Here is a 17,634-nt window from a genome sequence, read left to right on the forward strand (position 1 = left end):
TTCAGTAACCTTATCACCCAGAGATAAATACCGGTGCGAACCCAAGGTTCCACACAATCACTGTACCTACGCGAGTAATAACCAAATAGACAAGCCCTACCGCCAGAATTGCTCCACAGAAGAAGAAAGCCTGATCTTTATCGATACCCAACACATGTGGTAAACCGTCATAGATCAGATAGCCTGTATACGCAGCTGCCGCTAAATATACCAACATGTTAGCCCATGGAACGGGGTATAAAGAGATAAAGCCAGCTAAGAAAAGCGGCGTACAAGAATAAGCAGCTAAAGCAATACCATTAGCCGCGTAATCATCATGACCACTACCGTAAGTTTTTGACATCCAGTCAATCATCCAGCCTAAACCAAACACACCAACAAGGATTGCTACATAGGTTAAAACGTTCAATTGCAATGCACTGATTGCAGTAAGCTTAATCAGCTCACCATCACCGACACGCCAACCAAATTGAGTTGTAGAAATGTAAGCACACACAGGACCTATAAGCGCCAATAAACAGGTATAGGCCATATAGATACGACTGGGATTACTGTGCTCTTTTTTGATCAATTCCCACTCTGCATCAGGGTGGGTAAACATTCCGGGTATGTGACTCAGCAGCATAATGATCACCTCTTAGGCTTGTTATTTTGCGAGTTATTAGCTTCGAGTTGCCTCTAGCCATTACGCTCCCAATGAAAAACAGATCATTTTTCATACAGTTATTTTAGTTGAGAACGCAGCTGTTCACCGACGATGCATCTTGAAAATCTCTAAAGATACTTAGTGATCTGATGGATATTTTTAAAGATCAAAAAAAACGGGGCTAAATTAGCCCCGCAAAAAGCTCCAACACAAGGCTGGGAGCACACCAATTTCGAGTAGACACCAAATCCACTCTAACGACCTATAAAATAGAAAGTTGCAGTTACCAGATTCCCCCCTGGTAACTGCGGGAGTAACGGGTAAATCTGACGTTTTACCCGCTGTTCAGCTCAAGCCGGCACAGATTGGCTCTCGCTGAATTAAACCAAGTGGATCTCCGGTTCACTTGGTTCAAGACCAGTAGTTCGACTTTTTAACCTAGTTACAGGTATTACCCCGCAACCAAAGATAATTACTGGTCTTGATAAGCTTCGATACCTGGACAAGAACAGATAAAGTTCCGATCGCCGTATACGTTGTCGATACGGTTTGCTGTCGGCCAGAACTTGTTCTGACGAGTCACTTCATTCGGGAACACAGCCTCTTCACGACTATATGGACGCTCCCAAGCAGCGCTCATAATGTCCGATTGCGTATGCGGCGCATTAAACAGCGGGTTGTTATCCGCAGGCCATTCGCCGTTTTGTACTTTGTTGATCTCTTCACGGATCTGAACCATGGCATCGATAAAGCGATCAATCTCCGCTTTAGATTCCGATTCAGTTGGCTCGATCATCAAAGTGCCCGCTACCGGGAAAGACATGGTTGGCGCGTGGAAACCGTAGTCCATCAGACGCTTAGCAATATCTTCTTCAGTAACACCGCTTTCCTCTTTGATTGGGCGAATATCAACGATACATTCGTGGGCAACCTTGTTATTACGACCACGGTAAAGTACCGGATAGTGCTCAGCCAATTTCTCAGTCATGTAGTTAGCATTAAGGATCGCCATCTCTGTCGATGCTTTAAGGCCAGACTTACCTAGCATGACGTTGTACATCCACGTGATCGGTAGGATCGAAGCAGAACCATAAGGCGTCGCTGCAACCGCACCGTTTTCAGGGTTTACGCCTTCAACTGGGCTTACTTTGTGGCTCGCTAGGAACGGTGCCAAGTGGCTCTTAACGCCGATTGGACCCATACCTGGGCCACCGCCACCGTGCGGGATAGCAAATGTTTTGTGTAGGTTTAGGTGAGATACATCAGATCCGATTGCGCCCGGCTTAGAGATACCTACCTGCGCATTCATGTTCGCGCCATCCATATACACCTGACCGCCGTTTTTGTGAATGATGTCGCAGATTTCTACGATATCTTCCTCATAAACACCGTGTGTAGATGGGTAAGTGATCATCAAGCAAGATAGATCATCTTTGTGTAGTTCTGCTTGCGCACGAAGATCAGCAACATCAACGTTACCGTTGTCATCACACTTAGTCACAATGATCTTCATATCCATCATTGCAGCAGAAGCAGGGTTAGTACCGTGCGCAGATGATGGGATCAAGCAAACATTACGATGGCCTTCACCAACGGACTCTTGGTACTTACGAATCGCCAATAGACCTGCGTATTCACCAGAAGCACCAGAGTTAGGCTGCAAAGAAACCTTGTCGTAACCGGTAATCTCTACCAATTGATCTTCCAGTTCGTGCAGCATTTGGTGATAGCCCTGCACTTGGTCAGCCGGTGCAAACGGGTGAATGTTTGCAAACTCAGGCCATGTAACCGGGATCATTTCAGCCGTAGCGTTTAGCTTCATGGTGCAAGAACCGAGTGGGATCATGCCATGCGCCAAAGAGTAATCTTTGTTCTCTAGCTTCTTCATGTAACGAAGCATGTCGGTTTCGCTGTGGTAGCTGTTGAACGTCGGGTGCGTCAGGATTGCATCTTCACGACGCATCTCTGTAGAGATACCCGTCGCTTCACCTGCAACAATTGCTGCATCTAGCTCAGCAACGCTTAGACCGTGATCGTCGCCCAATATAACGTCTAGCAACTGCGCAACATCTTCAGACGATGTTGTTTCATCCAAGCTGATACCCAACTTATCAGAACCAACCTTGCGGAAGTTACAACCCGCATCGATTGCTCTTTGGTAAACAACCTCTTGAGTCTCAGGCAGAGAAACAGTCAACGTATCGAAGTACGTGTCGTTAACCGCAACACCTTTCGCCTTAAGACCATTAGCAAGCACAGCCGTCAAACGATGTACGCGCTCTGCAATCGTCTTAAGGCCTTCTGGACCGTGATATACAGCGTAGAAAGAAGCCATATTGGCAAGCAACGCTTGAGCTGTACAGATGTTAGAAGTCGCCTTCTCACGACGGATATGCTGCTCACGTGTTTGCATCGCCATACGCAATGCTTGGTTACCGTTTACATCGATAGATACACCGATGATACGACCAGGCACAGAACGTTTTAGCTTTTCAGATGCAGCAAAGAAAGCTGCGTGTGGACCACCAAAGCCCATTGGTACACCAAAGCGCTGAGAGGAACCTAGTACAACATCAGCACCCAGTTCACCTGGTGATTTAAGAAGAACCAAGGCTAGGATATCAGCAGCAACGGAAACCATTGCTTTCTGGCCTTTAGCCGCATCAATAATTGATTTGATATCAGTGATATCGCCGTAAGTACTTGGGTACTGTAGCTGAACACCAAATGGATCTGCCGCTTCAAGATCTGTTAGCGGGTTACCTACTACAATGTCGTAACCAAAGTATTCGGCACGTGTTTTGATAACGTCCAGCGTCTGTGGGTGAACATCATCAGCAACAAAATAAGTATTGGTTTTCTTACGATTTGAGCGCTTGCACAGCGTCATCGCTTCTGCAGCGGCTGTCGCTTCATCAAGTAGAGAAGCGTTGGCCAATTCCATTCCGGTTAGGTCCATCACCATCTGCTGGAAGTTAAGCAGTGCTTCTAGTCGACCCTGAGCAATTTCTGGCTGGTAAGGTGTATAAGCCGTGTACCAACCTGGGTTTTCCATAACGTTACGCAAGATAACGTTTGGGACCAAAGTATTGCTATAGCCCATACCAATATAAGATTTATTAACCTTATTTTTATCAGCTAGTGTTTTGATATACGCAAGTGCATCAGCTTCAGTCTTGCTATCCGCCATATCTAACGCATCATCTAAGCGGATGGAATCTGGAACGGTCTGTGTAATCAGTTCATCCATTGAGTTAAGACCCAAAAAGGACAACATATCCTGAGTCTGCTCACTATCTGGACCAATATGACGACGAGTAAAGTCAGTCGTCTGCTGAAGATCACTCAAAGTGCGAGTTTCTACTGCCATAACAATAACCTGTGGTAACCGATCGATTTAAGTATGTGTAACAGACACTTAAACCAAATATATTTAAGGGTGCGAAGCGGTCCTGCACTGCCGCTTCGCCTTGCTAAAGCTAATTGGGGGACAGGGTTACTAGGTATTCAGGCTGATTAGACCCTTACAAATACCTAGTAACTCAACCAATTAAGCTTCTTCTGCAATCGTTGCTTCGTACGCTTCTGCGTTTAGAAGTTTTGCCAATTCAGATGAATCAGACAGCTTAATTTTTACGATCCAGCCGTCTGTGTAAGGCGCTTCGTTTACGGTCTCTGGCGCATCTTCCAACGCTTCGTTTACTTCAACTACTTCACCGCTTACTGGAGAGTAGATGTCAGACGCTGCTTTTACAGACTCAACTAGAGAGAACTCTTCACCCGCTTCTACTGCGTGGCCGATCTCTGGAAGTTCAACGAAAACCACATCACCTAGAAGTTCCTGAGCGTGATCAGATACGCCTAGAGAGATAGTGCCGTCACCATTGTCCAGAACCCACTCATGGCTTGGTGTGAAAAGGTAGTTAGATGGAATGCTCATATTGTTTTCCTATTGCTCATTCGTTACACAGGTTTATTAACGGTAAAGAGGGAACTTCTTGCACAGCTCTTCGACCTGCGCACGCACTTCCGCTTCAACTTTGGAGTTATCTTCTGGGTTAGCCACTAGACCATCCAATACATCGCTAATCAGGTTACCAATCAGCTTAAATTCTTCTGGACCAAAACCACGGCTCGTTCCTGCTGGTGTACCTAGACGAATACCAGAGGTTACCATTGGTTTTTCAGGGTCAAATGGGATGCCATTTTTGTTACAAGTAATGCCCGCACGCTCTAGCGCTTCATCAACCACATTACCTTTCAGACCTTTAGGACGAAGATCGACCAACATCAGGTGCGTATCTGTACCGCCGGTTACGATGTCGCAACCACGTTCAACCATAACGCCCGCAAGTACTTTGGCATTCTCTACAACACGATCGATGTACACTTTAAATTCAGGCTGTAGCGCTTCACCGAAAGCAACCGCTTTCGCCGCAATCACGTGCATCAGTGGACCACCCTGAAGACCTGGGAATACCGCAGAGTTGATCTTCTTACCTAGATCCAGATCGTTAGATAGGATCATGCCGCCTCGTGGGCCGCGGAGAGTTTTGTGTGTTGTCGTCGTTACAACATGAGCATGTGGAAGCGGTGATGGGTGAGCACCCGTCGCAACTAGACCTGCAATGTGCGCCATATCAACAAACAGGTATGCGCCTACTTTGTCAGCGATCTCACGGAAACGCGCAAAATCGATCTGACGCGGAATCGCAGAACCACCTGCAATAATCATCTTCGGCTGACATTCAACCGCTAGCTTCTCAATTTCATCGTAGTCTATGCGGCTATCTTCACGAGATACACCGTATTGCACAGCGTTAAACCATTTACCGGAAAGGGCTGGACGCGCACCGTGAGTCAAGTGACCACCTGCATCCAGAGACATGCCCAATACAGTATCGCCCGGCTGTAACAGCGCCAACATAACCGCGCCGTTTGCTTGCGCACCTGAGTGCGGTTGCACATTGACGAACTCACAACCAAACAGCTCCTTTGCACGCTCGATAGCTAGGCCTTCAGCCTTATCAACGTACTCACAACCACCGTAGTAACGACGGCCCGGATAACCTTCTGCATATTTGTTTGTTAGTACTGTACCCTGCGCCTGCATTACGGCTTTAGATACAATATTTTCAGAGGCTATCAGCTCAATCCCCATCTCCTGACGATCAAACTCTTCATTTACTGCAGACAGCAGATCAGCATCGCGCTCTGCTAGGTCTTGGGTAAAAAATGCTTCGCAAACAGCGTCGTTGCGATACAGATCACTGTGACTCATGATTTTTTATTCTCTTATTTTTTTATTACGAAGAATCAGCAGGCAACCACGTTCACGGCCAGCCCACCTTGAGAGGTTTCTTTATATTTATCCTGCATATCCAGACCTGTTTGACGCATCGTTTCGATAACAGAGTCTAGAGATACATGATGTTCACCATCACCACGAAGCGCTAAGCGTGCAGCATTGATCGCTTTCACAGCACCCATAGTGTTACGTTCAATACATGGCACTTGCACAAGACCGCCAATCGGGTCACAGGTCAGGCCTAAGTTATGCTCCATGCCAATTTCCGCAGCGTTCTCGATTTGCTGGTTGGTACCGCCCATCACGGCACAAAGTGCACCAGCAGCCATAGAACAAGCTACGCCGATCTCACCTTGGCAGCCCACTTCGGCAGCCGAGATAGAAGCGTTCTTCTTATAAAGCATGCCGATCGCAGCGGAGGTTGCTAAGAAGTCAAAAATACCCTGGCGATTTGAACCCGGGACAAAACGGTCGTAGTAAGCTAGAACAGCAGGGATAACACCGGCAGCACCATTTGTTGGCGCCGTCACCACACGACCTCCCGCTGCGTTCTCTTCGTTAACCGCAATAGCAAATAGATTGACCCAATCCATTACGGTTAGCTGATCTTTCAGAGCTGCTTCTGGGCTAGATTTGAGTTCTTCATAAAGCTCGTGGGCACGGCGTTTAACATGTAGACCACCCGGTAGCTCACCCTCTTCTGTACAGCCACGCTTAATGCAGTTATCCATCACCTGCCAAAGGTTCCACAGACGCTCTTCTAACACGTCTTGTTCGGCCCATGTCAGCTCATTGGCTAAAACGATTTCAGCAATGGTTTTGCCTTCACGCTCACAGACTTCTAATAGCTCAACGCCATTATCGAAGTGGAAAGGAAGCTTGAATTCAGGTTCTGCACCTTTCTCTTTACCTGCTTCGGCGTCACTTAGTACAAAGCCACCGCCTACGGAGTAAAAGATGTTGTCGTGCAAAATAATGCCGGCTGCATCGTACGCTTTAAAATGCATGCCGTTTGGATGCTTTGGTAAGGACTCACCAAAGTTAAAAGGCAGATCCGTTTCAGGGTTGAACGCAATCATTCGCTCGCCTGCTAAATTGATCTGCTTAGTGCTACGAATCTGATCAACGTAAACAGGTACTTTATCTGGATCGACTAGGTCAGGCTTCTCACCCATTAGACCGATCATCACAGCAACATCGGTTGCGTGACCTTTACCTGTCATCGCTAAAGAACCGAACAAACCTACATGTACTGAGGCAACTTGATCCAGCTGATCACGCTTACGTAATTCATCTAAGAAACGATTAGCCGCAACGACTGGGCCTACCGTATGAGAACTGGAAGGACCAATCCCTACTTTATATAGATCAAAAATACTTAATGGCACTGCGACCTCACTACAGCGGTCTAACCGCTCTTTTTATTATTTTATGTATCTACTCTTTAAACCGTCTCTATGTACGGTTGCGGTTATAGTCCGCTTACTAAAGAGCTATATAACTTCGAACAAATTGATCATTAATTGTTCAAATACCGTCGATTTGATTTCAGACTAGCAGTGAGATTTTCCAAAATCAACAAAAAGTTTCCTATTGGAAACTTTTTTCATTTAAATCCAGTTTTGTTGCTCTCAAATTCACCTTAAACGCTTCTTGCTACATTAAAGCCTGTGTCTAATTTCATTGGCGCACCTAACTCAATAGAGAGAGCCCCTATGAATAAAAAGCAGCCTAAAACTAGCTAACGACGCTAGATTCATCATAGTAAACCGCCCTGCTGATAAGCTTTTTAACCTACTAGTCTAAGATGAAAATTTTTCCCGCAACGCCAACTACTTGTTTTTATTATGCTTTATTCAAAAAACAAGAATTAGACAGCTCTAATCAAATCTTTTTCAACATATTTTCGTTGAAATTAATTTTCCCTTACGCTAGCTTTGTTTCGTATTGGAAACTTATTTCACAAATAACCTTTCTTTATCTTGAGTGGCAGATTCAAGCGAAGTAAGCGAAGCCGAAAGCTTCACCTTTTGTAAGTAAGCATGTTTGGAAATCTAAAAGCTCTGCCCTGGTGCTTTAAGAAGTTTTAAACAATCCAAGTGCGTTCAAATAAAAATAACAATCCGATTGGAGTCTAGGTTCATGGAAACATTAACCTCTATCATCAGCAGCATTAATGGGATCGTGTGGGGTCCTATGATGCTTGTTCTTATTCTTGGCGTTGGTTTATTCCTAATGCTGGGTCTACGTCTTATGCCTCTTCTTAAACTAGGTACGGGTTTCAAACTGCTGTTCGAAGGCCGTAAAACTAAAAAAGGAGAAGAAAAAGAAGGCGAAATCTCTCCCTTCCAAGCACTAATGACTGCGCTATCAGCAACGGTTGGTACAGGTAACATTGCCGGTGTAGCAACAGCTGTATTCCTAGGTGGCCCTGGTGCTCTATTCTGGATGTGGTGTACCGCACTGGTTGGTATGGCAACTAAGTTCTCTGAAGCAGTACTGGCTGTGAAGTACCGTGAAGTAGATGAAGAAGGCCGCCATGTTGGTGGTCCGATGTACTACATCAAAAACGGTCTTGGCGCTAAGTGGGCTTGGCTAGGTACTGCATTTGCAATCTTTGGTGCAGTAGCCGCTTTCGGTATCGGTAACACGGTACAGTCCAACTCTGTTGCAGACGTTCTAGAGTCTAACTTTGGCCTAGATGTTTGGGTAACAGGCGTAATCCTAATGGTACTAGTAGGTGCTGTTCTGATTGGTGGTATCAAGCGTATCGGTGCCGTTGCTGGTTCTCTAGTACCTCTAATGGCAATCGCTTACCTAGGTGCTGGCCTTGTTGTACTAGCTATTAATGCTGAAGCAATCCCTGCAGCCTTGGATCTAGTATTCACTCACGCATTCTCTCCAGCTGCGGCTGAAGGTGGTTTTGCGGGTGCTGCTGTTTGGGCTGCTATCCGTTTCGGTGTAGCACGTGGTGTCTTCTCTAACGAAGCGGGTCTAGGTTCTGCACCTATTGCCCACGCTGCGTCTCAAACAAAAGATCCTGTTCGCCAAGGTCTAATCGCGATGCTGGGTACGTTTATCGATACCCTAATCATCTGTTCGATTACCGGTCTGGTTATCATTACTTCTGGTGCTTGGACATCAGGCGAGTCTGGCGCAGCACTAACGTCTGCAGCGTTCGCTCATGCACTTCCTGGCGTTGGTAACTACCTAGTAGCTATCGCTCTAGCGGTATTCGCTTTCACTACAATCATCGGCTGGTCCTTCTACGGCGAACGCTGTGTTGAGTTCCTATTCGGTGTTAAAGCGATCAAACCATACCGTGTTCTTTGGATTATTGCGGTGCCTGTAGGCGCAATCGTAAGTCTGGATTTCATCTGGCTAGTAGCAGATACGCTAAATGCCATGATGGCGCTGCCTAACTTGATTGCTCTGGCGCTATTAAGCCCGGTTGTCTTCAAACTGACTAAAGAGTACTTCGCGCGTAACGGTGCTCCAGTTGATACAACTGACGGTAAAAACGCTTAATCAGTAAAGAAGGAACCTGCTAACAAGCCTTATACGACTCAGGCTTACAGAGCAATTGAAGCACGAGGCAATGATTATAGGCATGCTGGTTGCCTGTCGAAAATCATTAACAAAGTGATTCTGTTGCTCTGTTAGCCCCGAAGGGTGGGCTCTAAAACGACCATCTACTTTGTCAGCCAGTTTGAAAAGGTCTAGACATTTCACTGCACTGGCTTTCGCGTATCTGGTCGTTTTATAGCCCACTGAGAAAGTATGAGACTTATTCGCAGGTTCCAAGGATCGGATCACCGATGGTGGTCCGATCCTTTAAAGCCAGAACAATCTATTGAAAGAGTTTTATCTCAATAGAGCTTTTCCATCAGATTGTACTTAAAGAACTGTAGTCAAAGAACTGCACCTGAAGAACACGAGCAGCTTCGCAAAGACGAAGGCTGCACAGAACAAGCATTATGGAGAACACGATGTCCGAACTGAGCAAAACACCTCTATATGACCTGCACATTGAGCTAGGTGGAAAAATGGTACCTTTCGCAGGTTTTGAAATGCCGGTTCAATACCCGCTAGGTGTAAAGAAAGAGCACGTTCATACCCGTGATCACGCTGGTCTTTTTGATGTATCTCACATGGGTCAGGTTAAGCTAACAGGCGAAAATGTTGCAGCTGAACTAGAGAAACTAGTACCTGTAGACATTATCGATCTTCCTACAGGTAAACAGCGTTATGCCCTTTTCACTAACGATGAAGGAGGCATCATGGACGACCTGATGGTGACTAACTACGGTGACCACCTTTACGTTGTAGTTAACGCTGCATGTAAAGACCAGGACATCGCTCACATGCGCGCACACCTTGGTGAAGGCGTTGAGTTGGAAGTTCTAGATGATCGTGCATTGGTTGCACTTCAAGGCCCAGAAGCGGCACAAGCATTATCGCGCATCTGCCCAGAAGTAAATGAACTTGTATTTATGGACTCTCGTCACATCGCTATCGATGGTGTTGATTGCTTCGTCAGCCGTTCTGGTTACACAGGTGAAGATGGTTATGAGATCTCTATCCCATCTGCTGAAGCAGATCGTCTATGCCGCCTATTCCTAGAGCAGCCAGAAGTTGAATTTATTGGTCTTGGTGCACGTGACTCCCTACGTTTGGAATCTGGCCTATGCCTATACGGTCACGACCTAGATCCAACAACAACGCCAATCGAAGGCAGCCTTATCTGGGCGATCAGCAAGTGCCGTCGTGCCGATGGTGAACGTGCTGGCGGTTTCCCTGGCGCTGACAAGATCCTTGATCAGATCGCTAACAAAAACTACAGCCGTAAGCGTGTTGGCCTTATCGCATCGGGTAAAGCTCCGATCCGTGAGGGCGCTGACCTTGTTAATGCTGACGGTGAAAAGATCGGTACTGTTACTTCTGGCAGCTTCGGCCCAACTGTAGGCAAGCCAGTAGCTATGGGTTATGTAGAAACCGCTTACTCTGCACTTGAAACAGAAGTTTTCGCTCTAGTACGTGGCAAGCAGCTACCAATGGTGGTTTCGAAAGCACCATTTATTGAGCAGCGTTACTTCCGCGGTTAATCCGTTTCCATCCCTGTAAGTCTTGGAGGCCGGGCTGCCACCCTTATCAGCTTGGCCTCTATTTTTAATTGAACATCGCGAGGTGTCACTATGGAATTGATTCCACTACAAGAGCTGAAAGGCGAATCAAAAATGTCTCGTCTGCGTCATAAACCGGACCCAGAAAGAGAACGCCTACGTAAACCGGAATGGATTCGTATAGATGCCCGCTCAAATGCCAATGTAAAAAAGGTTAAGAAACAACTTCGCGACCTTAAATTACATACAGTTTGTGAAGAAGCATCCTGCCCTAACTTGGCAGAGTGCTTTAGTCACAAAACTGCGACATTGATGATCATGGGTGCTATTTGTACACGTCGCTGCCCTTTCTGTGATGTAGCGCATGGTCGACCAATGGCGCTTGATCCAGAAGAGCCAAAGAATTGTGCATCCACTATCGAAAAGCTCGGTCTTAAATATGTGGTTATCACCTCGGTAGATCGCGACGATCTAAGAGACGGCGGTGCAGCGCATTTTTCTGAAGTTGTAAAAGAAGCACGTAAAGTCAGTGACGACCTAAAGGTTGAGATCTTAGTTCCAGATTTTCGCGGCAAAGTTGATCTTGCATTAGAGATCTTATCTCAGCAGGTTCCAGATGTTCTGAATCACAATATGGAAACTGTACCTAGCTTGTACCCATCGGTACGCCCGGGTGCGGATTACCATAACTCGCTCAACCTGCTTTACCAATTTAAGCGCTTAAATCCAGAAGTCGATACAAAATCTGGATTGATGGTTGGTTTGGGTGAAACCAAAGAAGAGATCATCAAAGTAATGAAAGACCTTCGTGCTAATGATGTCGACATGTTAACCATCGGCCAATACCTACAGCCAAGTAAATATCACCTCGCTGTAGAGCGTTATGTAACGCCAGAAGAATTTAAAGAGTACGAAGAGATCGGTTACGAACTTGGCTTTAAGAATGTTGCCAGTGGCCCGATGGTTCGCTCCTCTTACCACGCTGATTTACAGGCGAAAGCCCTGTAAAGGAGTAAAAATGTCTATGCAAAACAATACTAACAAAGCCACTCAAGGCGGCACGCTTGTTCACTTGAATATTCAAGCAGCGATAGACAACGACAGCCGAATTAATAGCATTATTGTTCGAGAACGCCCTTTTATTGGCGATCTTGCACTGGATACCGAGCCTGACCAAGATTTGCTTATCGCCGTGGGTGAAGTGATGGGCGTTGCTCAACCGCTAACGGTTAATCGCATCTCTTGCATGGGCCGTTTAGCGATTCTGTGGATCAACGAGAACCGTTGGTTGGTTCTTCCACCTACCGGTGCGCATGAATCTGTATTCCAAGCTCTACGCGAAACCTTTGGGGAAGATCTTAAACTAGAAACCTCCGAAGACGGCTCAAAAGCGTATCTAAATAAAGCAGCGATTCATTACCTACTAAGCAGCTCTAATACCCAACAGTTTTCATGCTTACCCGTGACTGATGTTGAGCTAGCTGAAGGCATCAACATTATGTCTCTGCACGACACTAAGAATTACGACATTCTGGTACGTAAGAGCTGTGCAGAAAGCCTATGGCAGTGGCTACAAAAGAACACTGAATCACCAAAAAATCACTAACAGATACACCAGTAGGACAAAGACCGATAATGTCAGTTTACACCGCAGTTAGCTTTTCAGAACTTCAAACTCACCTTCAGAACTACGCTGTCGGTGAGTTACAAAGCTATAAAGGCATTAGTGCAGGCGTTGAGAACAGCAACTTTTTTGTCGATACCGATCAAGGCCGCTTTGTCCTAACACTGGTTGAATCTGTACCTAAAGAGAAACTGCCCTTTATTCTGGGCCTAGTTGATCATCTAGCGATTAACGAGCTTGCCTGCGCTCAGCCTATTCACCTGAATAACGGTGATCTATTCGGTATGCTCAACGGCAAACCCGCCGTATTAATGAACTGTTTAGAAGGCGCACCACTAAATCAGCCAACGCTTTCTCAAGCGAAAACAATTGGTAGCACCCTAGCTCAGTTCCACCAGCTTTCGTCACAATTAGAGCTCGATGAATACAGCCATATTCCGCAGTGGTGTAACGAGTTGGCTTCTCGTGTGTTACCGAAGCTAGATAAAGAGCAGCAAACGTTATTACAAAACAGCTTGATGGAAACCGGTGATATCGACTGGACGACATTACCCTCAGGACCTGTACACGCAGACCTGTTCCCGGACAACGCTATGTTTGATGGCGAGCGTTTATCGGGGCTAATCGATTTCTATCACGCGTGCTCTACACCTTATCTATACGATCTAAGCGTTACCCTTAACGCTTGGTGCTTTGACGAAACCAATAATCAGTTTGATATCCAGAAAGCGCAGCAGATGCTGCACATGTATCAGGAGATCCGCCCTTTAGATCCGATGGAGATCGATCTGTTAGCGGCAATGATGAAAACCGCAGCGCTGCGCTTCTGGTTATCCCGACTTCGCGACATCCATTTCCCTACTGCTGGGGAAGATGTCACCCAAAAGAATCCGCAAGGAAAACAAGCGCTTTTAGAACGCCTAAAAAGCGACTTCCCAGTTATTCTTTAATCATCTAAAAGAATTATTTTTATAGCTCCCCATTATGGTTCGCTTGCACCACAATGGGGCTGCTGTTCTGCACCACGCTGCTAGCCCTTTAGATACGGCAACTCCTTAGTTGAATTAAACTCATCTTTCGCAGATGCAACATGAATTTCAATACTTGAATGAATATTCATTGTGAATTTTTATCCTCCTAATGTATTAGAGAATCTTAAATTCCTCTTCTAAACTCATATTTGCCGGTTTGGAGAGAGACCGGTAGAGACTCCGATAGACATAAAAAAATAGCCTGTTAAAGGCAGAGGAAGAGAGAAATGTTGACCTACGAAGAATGCCTGGAACTAAGTGACCTAACTGCAGACGAAGTTGATGCCATTGCAGAACACGAACACATGGACCCAATGATCGCCATGGCTCTTGGTCATTACATGATTACCCATGACGGCGAACAGAAAATTAAACGAATTATTATGGATGACATCGCTAAAGCGCAGCGTGATCATAACTATGCTCATGCAGAAATGCTGCAAAAAGTGTTGCAGCACTTTATAGCGACTCACCCAGAACACGGCGCCCAGCAAGCAGCCGCGTAAAACGCACCAAATTCATAGCGAAACCTTCCCCTTCGATACCGGTTTAAGGGTGCATTTGCACCCTAACCGGGTCACTTTTGATAAGCATCAACACCCCTGTTAACTAGCCCTGCTAAAGTAGACTTCTATCTATAAATATCGCTGATAAGCAGTACGCAATGACACAAAAACGCCCCAACCCTGCAAAGCGCTCTACCCCATGTGAACACCAAGACAGCTACGTTTATCAGATCCGCAATAGCCTCTACATCAACTTAACCGACCGTTGCACTCTCGCCTGCCAGTTCTGCCCAAAACATAACGGCTCAACCGAAGTTAAAGGTCACGAACTCTATCTAAGCAAACGCCCAGAAGCAGATACCATTATTCCCTTAATCGGCAAACCAACCGATTACGATGAAATCGTATTTTGTGGCTACGGCGAACCCACCTTGCGCCTAACAGCCCTGTTACAAATCGCTACTTGGGTAAAAGAAAACGGCGGTAAAACCCGTATCAATACCGATGGCCTCGGCAGCCTCTTCCACAAACGCGATATAGTGCCTGAATTAGCTGGATGCATAGACGCACTATCGATCTCGCTTAATGCTCAAAACGAAGAGGTCTACCAACAACACTGTCAACCTGCCCTACCCGACTCTTACCAAGCAGTAAAAGCCTTTATCAAACGCGCCAGCGAACTGATTGATGATGTTCAGGTATCGGCAATTAATGGTTTAGAGGGTGTTGATGTTGTTCAGTGTCGAGAGATTGTTGAGGGATTGGGTGCGGAGTTTAAGCAAAGGGAGTTGGGTGTTGTTGGTTAAGGCAGGACGCAGCTTCGCTGCTAGAGGACGGCTGCGCCTAGAGAACGCTACGCTTTTAGGACGCCACTTCGTGGCTAGAGAAAAAGACTCAAACCAATACTTTCCTGCACTTTTCATATTCACTTATCTCTGCCAGTATGGAGACAACTAAGGAAATAGGTTAACCCACCTTAATGGATTATTGAGAATGATTCGTAAAAATGATCATTTTCCAAATTTGATGTAGAAACACGAAACTTTGTCGCCTTTCTACAATTTTTCATTTTCATAATTCCTGACTAATACATTTAATTTCAACGGATTAAAAACTATTACCGATTAATATTAATTTGGAGATATACGACAAAGTGTCGCCTTTCCGCAAACCACTTGTCGTATATTTAGCTGTTATACGTCAAGGATGAATTCAATGCTTTCTCGAGAATTTAAAGTATTAAATGAATTACCTCCTTATTATAAAATCGCAGAGTACCTTTGGGGTATAGACGCAGACTATGATTCAGATGGTGACTCGATTAATCCTGAATCAGGAAATTGGACTGAGTTGACATTAATATTGAGAGCAGACGAAGCTCAGCGTATAGATGTTGATCCTGTTTCAGGCAAAGAACAAACTCTCAGCCTCGTTGCATCAACAGAAGAATTGCTCGAAAAAACGATAACGTATTTAGAGTCTTTAAATGTAATTAAATGCGTTTAACGTATAACAAGCGCATTAAGCTCAGACGGTTCACAGTTGGCTGCCGTTCGTTCCTCACTAATTTTAGCCAACTGTTTCCCGCTGCTTATGCGGGCGTTATGTGAAAAGGAGAGAAAATGTCGGTTGAACCATTTTATTTAATTATTACAGACAGAGATCAAGGTGTATTTAACATTGTTGGCCCTATGACTGACGATACAAGCTGGAACAAGAAAGTTTGTGAATGCCAAAATCAAGGACGCAGCGTTAACTGTCAAACAGCAAATCGTGCACATTCTTGCGAAGTTCTCAAAGAACGGGTCGCCATGCAGCTTAATTTGAAACATACAGACAATCCAATTTTGTAATCACATAACCAGCGTATGTTGGTCGCCCCTGCGGTGCTGGGACGGCCTTCGCGTTGCTCAGTCCGCCCCAAATACGGGCGTTATCTCCCAAGCAACTGAGTAATGAGCTGAAGTATCCAAAACAAGATATCTTTTACCAGCGGCAATCTTTTATAGAAAATCGAATTAGAATCCGCCCCATTCAAGAAGCAAAATATTATTTTGTATAGCTCTATATAGCCCATCCAGCTTAGCTAGACACCTTTGAAACAGAGGTTTTTTTAGGAAAGTCACAAAAATACCGAGCCCAGATAGGCTCGGTCAATTAAAGCAAAAACACTTTCTTCCTAGCCATCCTGAGTAATCTGGCCGATCAACTCATTTAAGGTGGATTCAGCGGCGTCATTCTCAACCTGACAAGTGCCTGCTGCATGATGACCACCACCGCCATATTTCAGCATCAGCTCGCCCACATTGGTTTTAGAACCTCGGTCAAAGATCGACTTACCAGTCGCAAATACAGTGTTCTGTTGTTTTAGGCCCCAAAGAACATGGATGGAGATATTACATTCAGGGTATAAGGCGTAGATAACAAAACGGTTACCGGCGTAGATAGTCTCTTCGTTACGTAGATCTAAGACAACGAGATTGCCATGTACGGTAGCGCAACGTTTGATCTGATCTTTAAACTTCGCTTCTTGCTCAAAGTAAAGGTCGACCCTTTCTTTTACATCCGGCAGCGCTAGGATCTCATCGATATTGTGATCTTTGCAGTAATCGATCAGGTCCATCATCAGGTTGTAGTTGGAGATTCTAAACTCTCTAAAACGGCCAAGACCGGTACGGGCATCCATCAAGAAATTGAGCAGTTCCCACCCCTTAGGGTTCAGAACTTCTTCTTGGTTATATTGCGCCGAGTCGCCCTTATCGACCGCTTCCATCATGTCGGTCCATTCATCGGGGAAACCATCGATGCCGCCATAATGTAGCCACACCACTCTTGCAGCTGATGGGGCTTCGGGATCGATGATGTGGTTTTCTCTCTCGCCTTTATTTCGAATGGTTTCAGATAGATGGTGATCAAATACAAGATGAGCAGCTTCGACATACGGCAGGTTTGTGGTGATGTCGTTGGAGGTTATATCGACTGTCCCATCCTGCATATCCTTAGGATGAACAAATTTAATATCATCAATCAGATCCAGATGTTTAAGCAAAACTGCACAAACTAAACCATCAAAGTCACTACGGGTTACCAACCGAAATTTATCTCGTGACATACTTCGCTTCCTTATTCTTGTTGTTGCCGGAGAGTGTTATGCACTGAAATCTATAAGCTTTTTCCAAGCTGCTAGAGCAGTATAGACAAGAATGATTGAGGAAGAAGCAAAATCTAGCTAGTGATCGTCGTCAACTATTCTAAAGAAGACTCCACCTTCATACGTAAAATAGATTCACCTACAACCTAGCTTCGACAACTTTACAGACTTCCCTTCGGTAACATGGCGGTAAAAAACTTCCGCACTCGTGCGGAAGAGCCTTTCCCCTCAGAGCAAAGAAACCT

15 protein-coding genes are annotated in these 17,634 nt (G+C 45.5%); 9 read left to right on the forward strand and 6 right to left on the reverse strand.

Annotation, left to right across the window (positions count from 1 at the left end; all coding sequences use genetic code 11):
• Nucleotides 1-13: 13 nt before the first annotated feature.
• The 5 genes from ACMXYS_RS09905 to ACMXYS_RS09925 all read right to left on the reverse strand — a co-directional run bounded on the left by ACMXYS_RS09905 (nucleotide 14) and on the right by ACMXYS_RS09925 (nucleotide 7,342).
• Nucleotides 14-625, reverse strand: a complete 612-nt coding sequence (locus ACMXYS_RS09905) for a Yip1 family protein (protein ID WP_415896397.1) — start codon at nucleotides 623-625, stop codon at nucleotides 14-16.
• 493 nt (nucleotides 626-1,118) lie between these two features.
• Nucleotides 1,119-4,016: an aminomethyl-transferring glycine dehydrogenase gene (gene gcvP / locus ACMXYS_RS09910; RefSeq protein WP_415896398.1), complete on the reverse strand. Its 2,898-nt coding sequence runs from the start codon at nucleotides 4,014-4,016 to the stop codon at nucleotides 1,119-1,121.
• A gap of 180 nt (nucleotides 4,017-4,196) precedes the next feature.
• Nucleotides 4,197-4,586, reverse strand: coding sequence for a glycine cleavage system protein GcvH (gene gcvH, locus ACMXYS_RS09915; protein ID WP_415891729.1), 390 nt, complete (start codon nucleotides 4,584-4,586; stop codon nucleotides 4,197-4,199).
• A 36-nt stretch (nucleotides 4,587-4,622) separates the two neighbouring features.
• Complete coding sequence (locus ACMXYS_RS09920; protein ID WP_415896399.1) at nucleotides 4,623-5,927, reverse strand: serine hydroxymethyltransferase; 1,305 nt, start codon at nucleotides 5,925-5,927, stop codon at nucleotides 4,623-4,625.
• Nucleotides 5,928-5,962: 35 nt separating this feature from the next.
• Complete coding sequence (locus ACMXYS_RS09925) at nucleotides 5,963-7,342, reverse strand: L-serine ammonia-lyase (RefSeq protein ID WP_415896400.1); 1,380 nt, start codon at nucleotides 7,340-7,342, stop codon at nucleotides 5,963-5,965.
• Between the two features lie 754 nt (nucleotides 7,343-8,096).
• Here ACMXYS_RS09925 and ACMXYS_RS09930 point away from each other — a divergent pair.
• From ACMXYS_RS09930 to ACMXYS_RS09970, 9 genes are all read left to right on the forward strand, one after another.
• Nucleotides 8,097-9,482 carry an alanine/glycine:cation symporter family protein gene (locus ACMXYS_RS09930; RefSeq protein WP_415891731.1) on the forward strand — a complete coding sequence of 462 codons (1,386 nt, stop codon included), beginning with the start codon at nucleotides 8,097-8,099 and terminating at the stop codon, nucleotides 9,480-9,482.
• Nucleotides 9,483-9,943: 461 nt separating this feature from the next.
• Nucleotides 9,944-11,059 (forward strand): glycine cleavage system aminomethyltransferase GcvT, encoded by a 1,116-nt coding sequence (gene gcvT, locus ACMXYS_RS09935; protein ID WP_415896401.1) that lies wholly within the window; start codon nucleotides 9,944-9,946, stop codon nucleotides 11,057-11,059.
• A gap of 90 nt (nucleotides 11,060-11,149) precedes the next feature.
• Nucleotides 11,150-12,085, forward strand: a complete 936-nt coding sequence (gene lipA / locus ACMXYS_RS09940) for a lipoyl synthase (protein WP_415884244.1) — start codon at nucleotides 11,150-11,152, stop codon at nucleotides 12,083-12,085.
• 10 nt (nucleotides 12,086-12,095) lie between these two features.
• Nucleotides 12,096-12,683 (forward strand): sarcosine oxidase subunit gamma family protein, encoded by a 588-nt coding sequence (locus tag ACMXYS_RS09945; protein ID WP_415896402.1) that lies wholly within the window; start codon nucleotides 12,096-12,098, stop codon nucleotides 12,681-12,683.
• Nucleotides 12,684-12,712: 29 nt separating this feature from the next.
• The gene (locus ACMXYS_RS09950) at nucleotides 12,713-13,651 is read left to right on the forward strand and encodes a homoserine kinase (RefSeq protein WP_415896403.1); all 939 of its coding nucleotides are present in this window, start codon (nucleotides 12,713-12,715) and stop codon (nucleotides 13,649-13,651) included.
• A gap of 308 nt (nucleotides 13,652-13,959) precedes the next feature.
• Nucleotides 13,960-14,238: a hypothetical protein gene (locus ACMXYS_RS09955; protein WP_415896404.1), complete on the forward strand. Its 279-nt coding sequence runs from the start codon at nucleotides 13,960-13,962 to the stop codon at nucleotides 14,236-14,238.
• 158 nt (nucleotides 14,239-14,396) lie between these two features.
• Nucleotides 14,397-15,044: a TatD family nuclease-associated radical SAM protein gene (locus ACMXYS_RS09960; RefSeq protein WP_415896405.1), complete on the forward strand. Its 648-nt coding sequence runs from the start codon at nucleotides 14,397-14,399 to the stop codon at nucleotides 15,042-15,044.
• Between the two features lie 409 nt (nucleotides 15,045-15,453).
• Nucleotides 15,454-15,744, forward strand: coding sequence for a hypothetical protein (locus tag ACMXYS_RS09965; protein WP_415896406.1), 291 nt, complete (start codon nucleotides 15,454-15,456; stop codon nucleotides 15,742-15,744).
• A gap of 116 nt (nucleotides 15,745-15,860) precedes the next feature.
• Nucleotides 15,861-16,091, forward strand: coding sequence for a hypothetical protein (locus ACMXYS_RS09970; protein WP_415896407.1), 231 nt, complete (start codon nucleotides 15,861-15,863; stop codon nucleotides 16,089-16,091).
• 326 nt (nucleotides 16,092-16,417) lie between these two features.
• On the opposite strand, the gene ACMXYS_RS09975 is transcribed toward ACMXYS_RS09970, so the two are convergent.
• Nucleotides 16,418-17,350 (reverse strand): exopolyphosphatase, encoded by a 933-nt coding sequence (locus ACMXYS_RS09975; protein ID WP_415896408.1) that lies wholly within the window; start codon nucleotides 17,348-17,350, stop codon nucleotides 16,418-16,420.
• Between the last annotated feature and the right edge of the window lie 284 nt (nucleotides 17,351-17,634).

Origin of the sequence: Neptuniibacter sp. QD57_21, assembly GCF_047778075.1 — a bacterium.
Taxonomy (GTDB): Bacteria; Pseudomonadota; Gammaproteobacteria; order Pseudomonadales; family Balneatricaceae; genus Neptuniibacter.

What these genes read in the sequence shown, in the direction of transcription:
- ACMXYS_RS09905 (WP_415896397.1), bottom strand. Translation starts at nt 625, where the DNA reads ATGCTGCTGAGTCACATACCCGGAATGTTTACCCACCCTGATGCAGAG.
- gcvP (WP_415896398.1), bottom strand. Translation starts at nt 4,016, where the DNA reads ATGGCAGTAGAAACTCGCACTTTGAGTGATCTTCAGCAGACGACTGAC.
- gcvH (WP_415891729.1), bottom strand. Translation starts at nt 4,586, where the DNA reads ATGAGCATTCCATCTAACTACCTTTTCACACCAAGCCATGAGTGGGTT.
- ACMXYS_RS09920 (WP_415896399.1), bottom strand. Translation starts at nt 5,927, where the DNA reads ATGAGTCACAGTGATCTGTATCGCAACGACGCTGTTTGCGAAGCATTT.
- ACMXYS_RS09930 (WP_415891731.1), top strand. Translation starts at nt 8,097, where the DNA reads ATGGAAACATTAACCTCTATCATCAGCAGCATTAATGGGATCGTGTGG.
- gcvT (WP_415896401.1), top strand. Translation starts at nt 9,944, where the DNA reads ATGTCCGAACTGAGCAAAACACCTCTATATGACCTGCACATTGAGCTA.
- lipA (WP_415884244.1), top strand. Translation starts at nt 11,150, where the DNA reads ATGGAATTGATTCCACTACAAGAGCTGAAAGGCGAATCAAAAATGTCT.
- ACMXYS_RS09945 (WP_415896402.1), top strand. Translation starts at nt 12,096, where the DNA reads ATGTCTATGCAAAACAATACTAACAAAGCCACTCAAGGCGGCACGCTT.
- ACMXYS_RS09950 (WP_415896403.1), top strand. Translation starts at nt 12,713, where the DNA reads ATGTCAGTTTACACCGCAGTTAGCTTTTCAGAACTTCAAACTCACCTT.
- ACMXYS_RS09955 (WP_415896404.1), top strand. Translation starts at nt 13,960, where the DNA reads ATGTTGACCTACGAAGAATGCCTGGAACTAAGTGACCTAACTGCAGAC.
- ACMXYS_RS09960 (WP_415896405.1), top strand. Translation starts at nt 14,397, where the DNA reads ATGACACAAAAACGCCCCAACCCTGCAAAGCGCTCTACCCCATGTGAA.
- ACMXYS_RS09965 (WP_415896406.1), top strand. Translation starts at nt 15,454, where the DNA reads ATGCTTTCTCGAGAATTTAAAGTATTAAATGAATTACCTCCTTATTAT.
- ACMXYS_RS09970 (WP_415896407.1), top strand. Translation starts at nt 15,861, where the DNA reads ATGTCGGTTGAACCATTTTATTTAATTATTACAGACAGAGATCAAGGT.
- ACMXYS_RS09975 (WP_415896408.1), bottom strand. Translation starts at nt 17,350, where the DNA reads ATGTCACGAGATAAATTTCGGTTGGTAACCCGTAGTGACTTTGATGGT.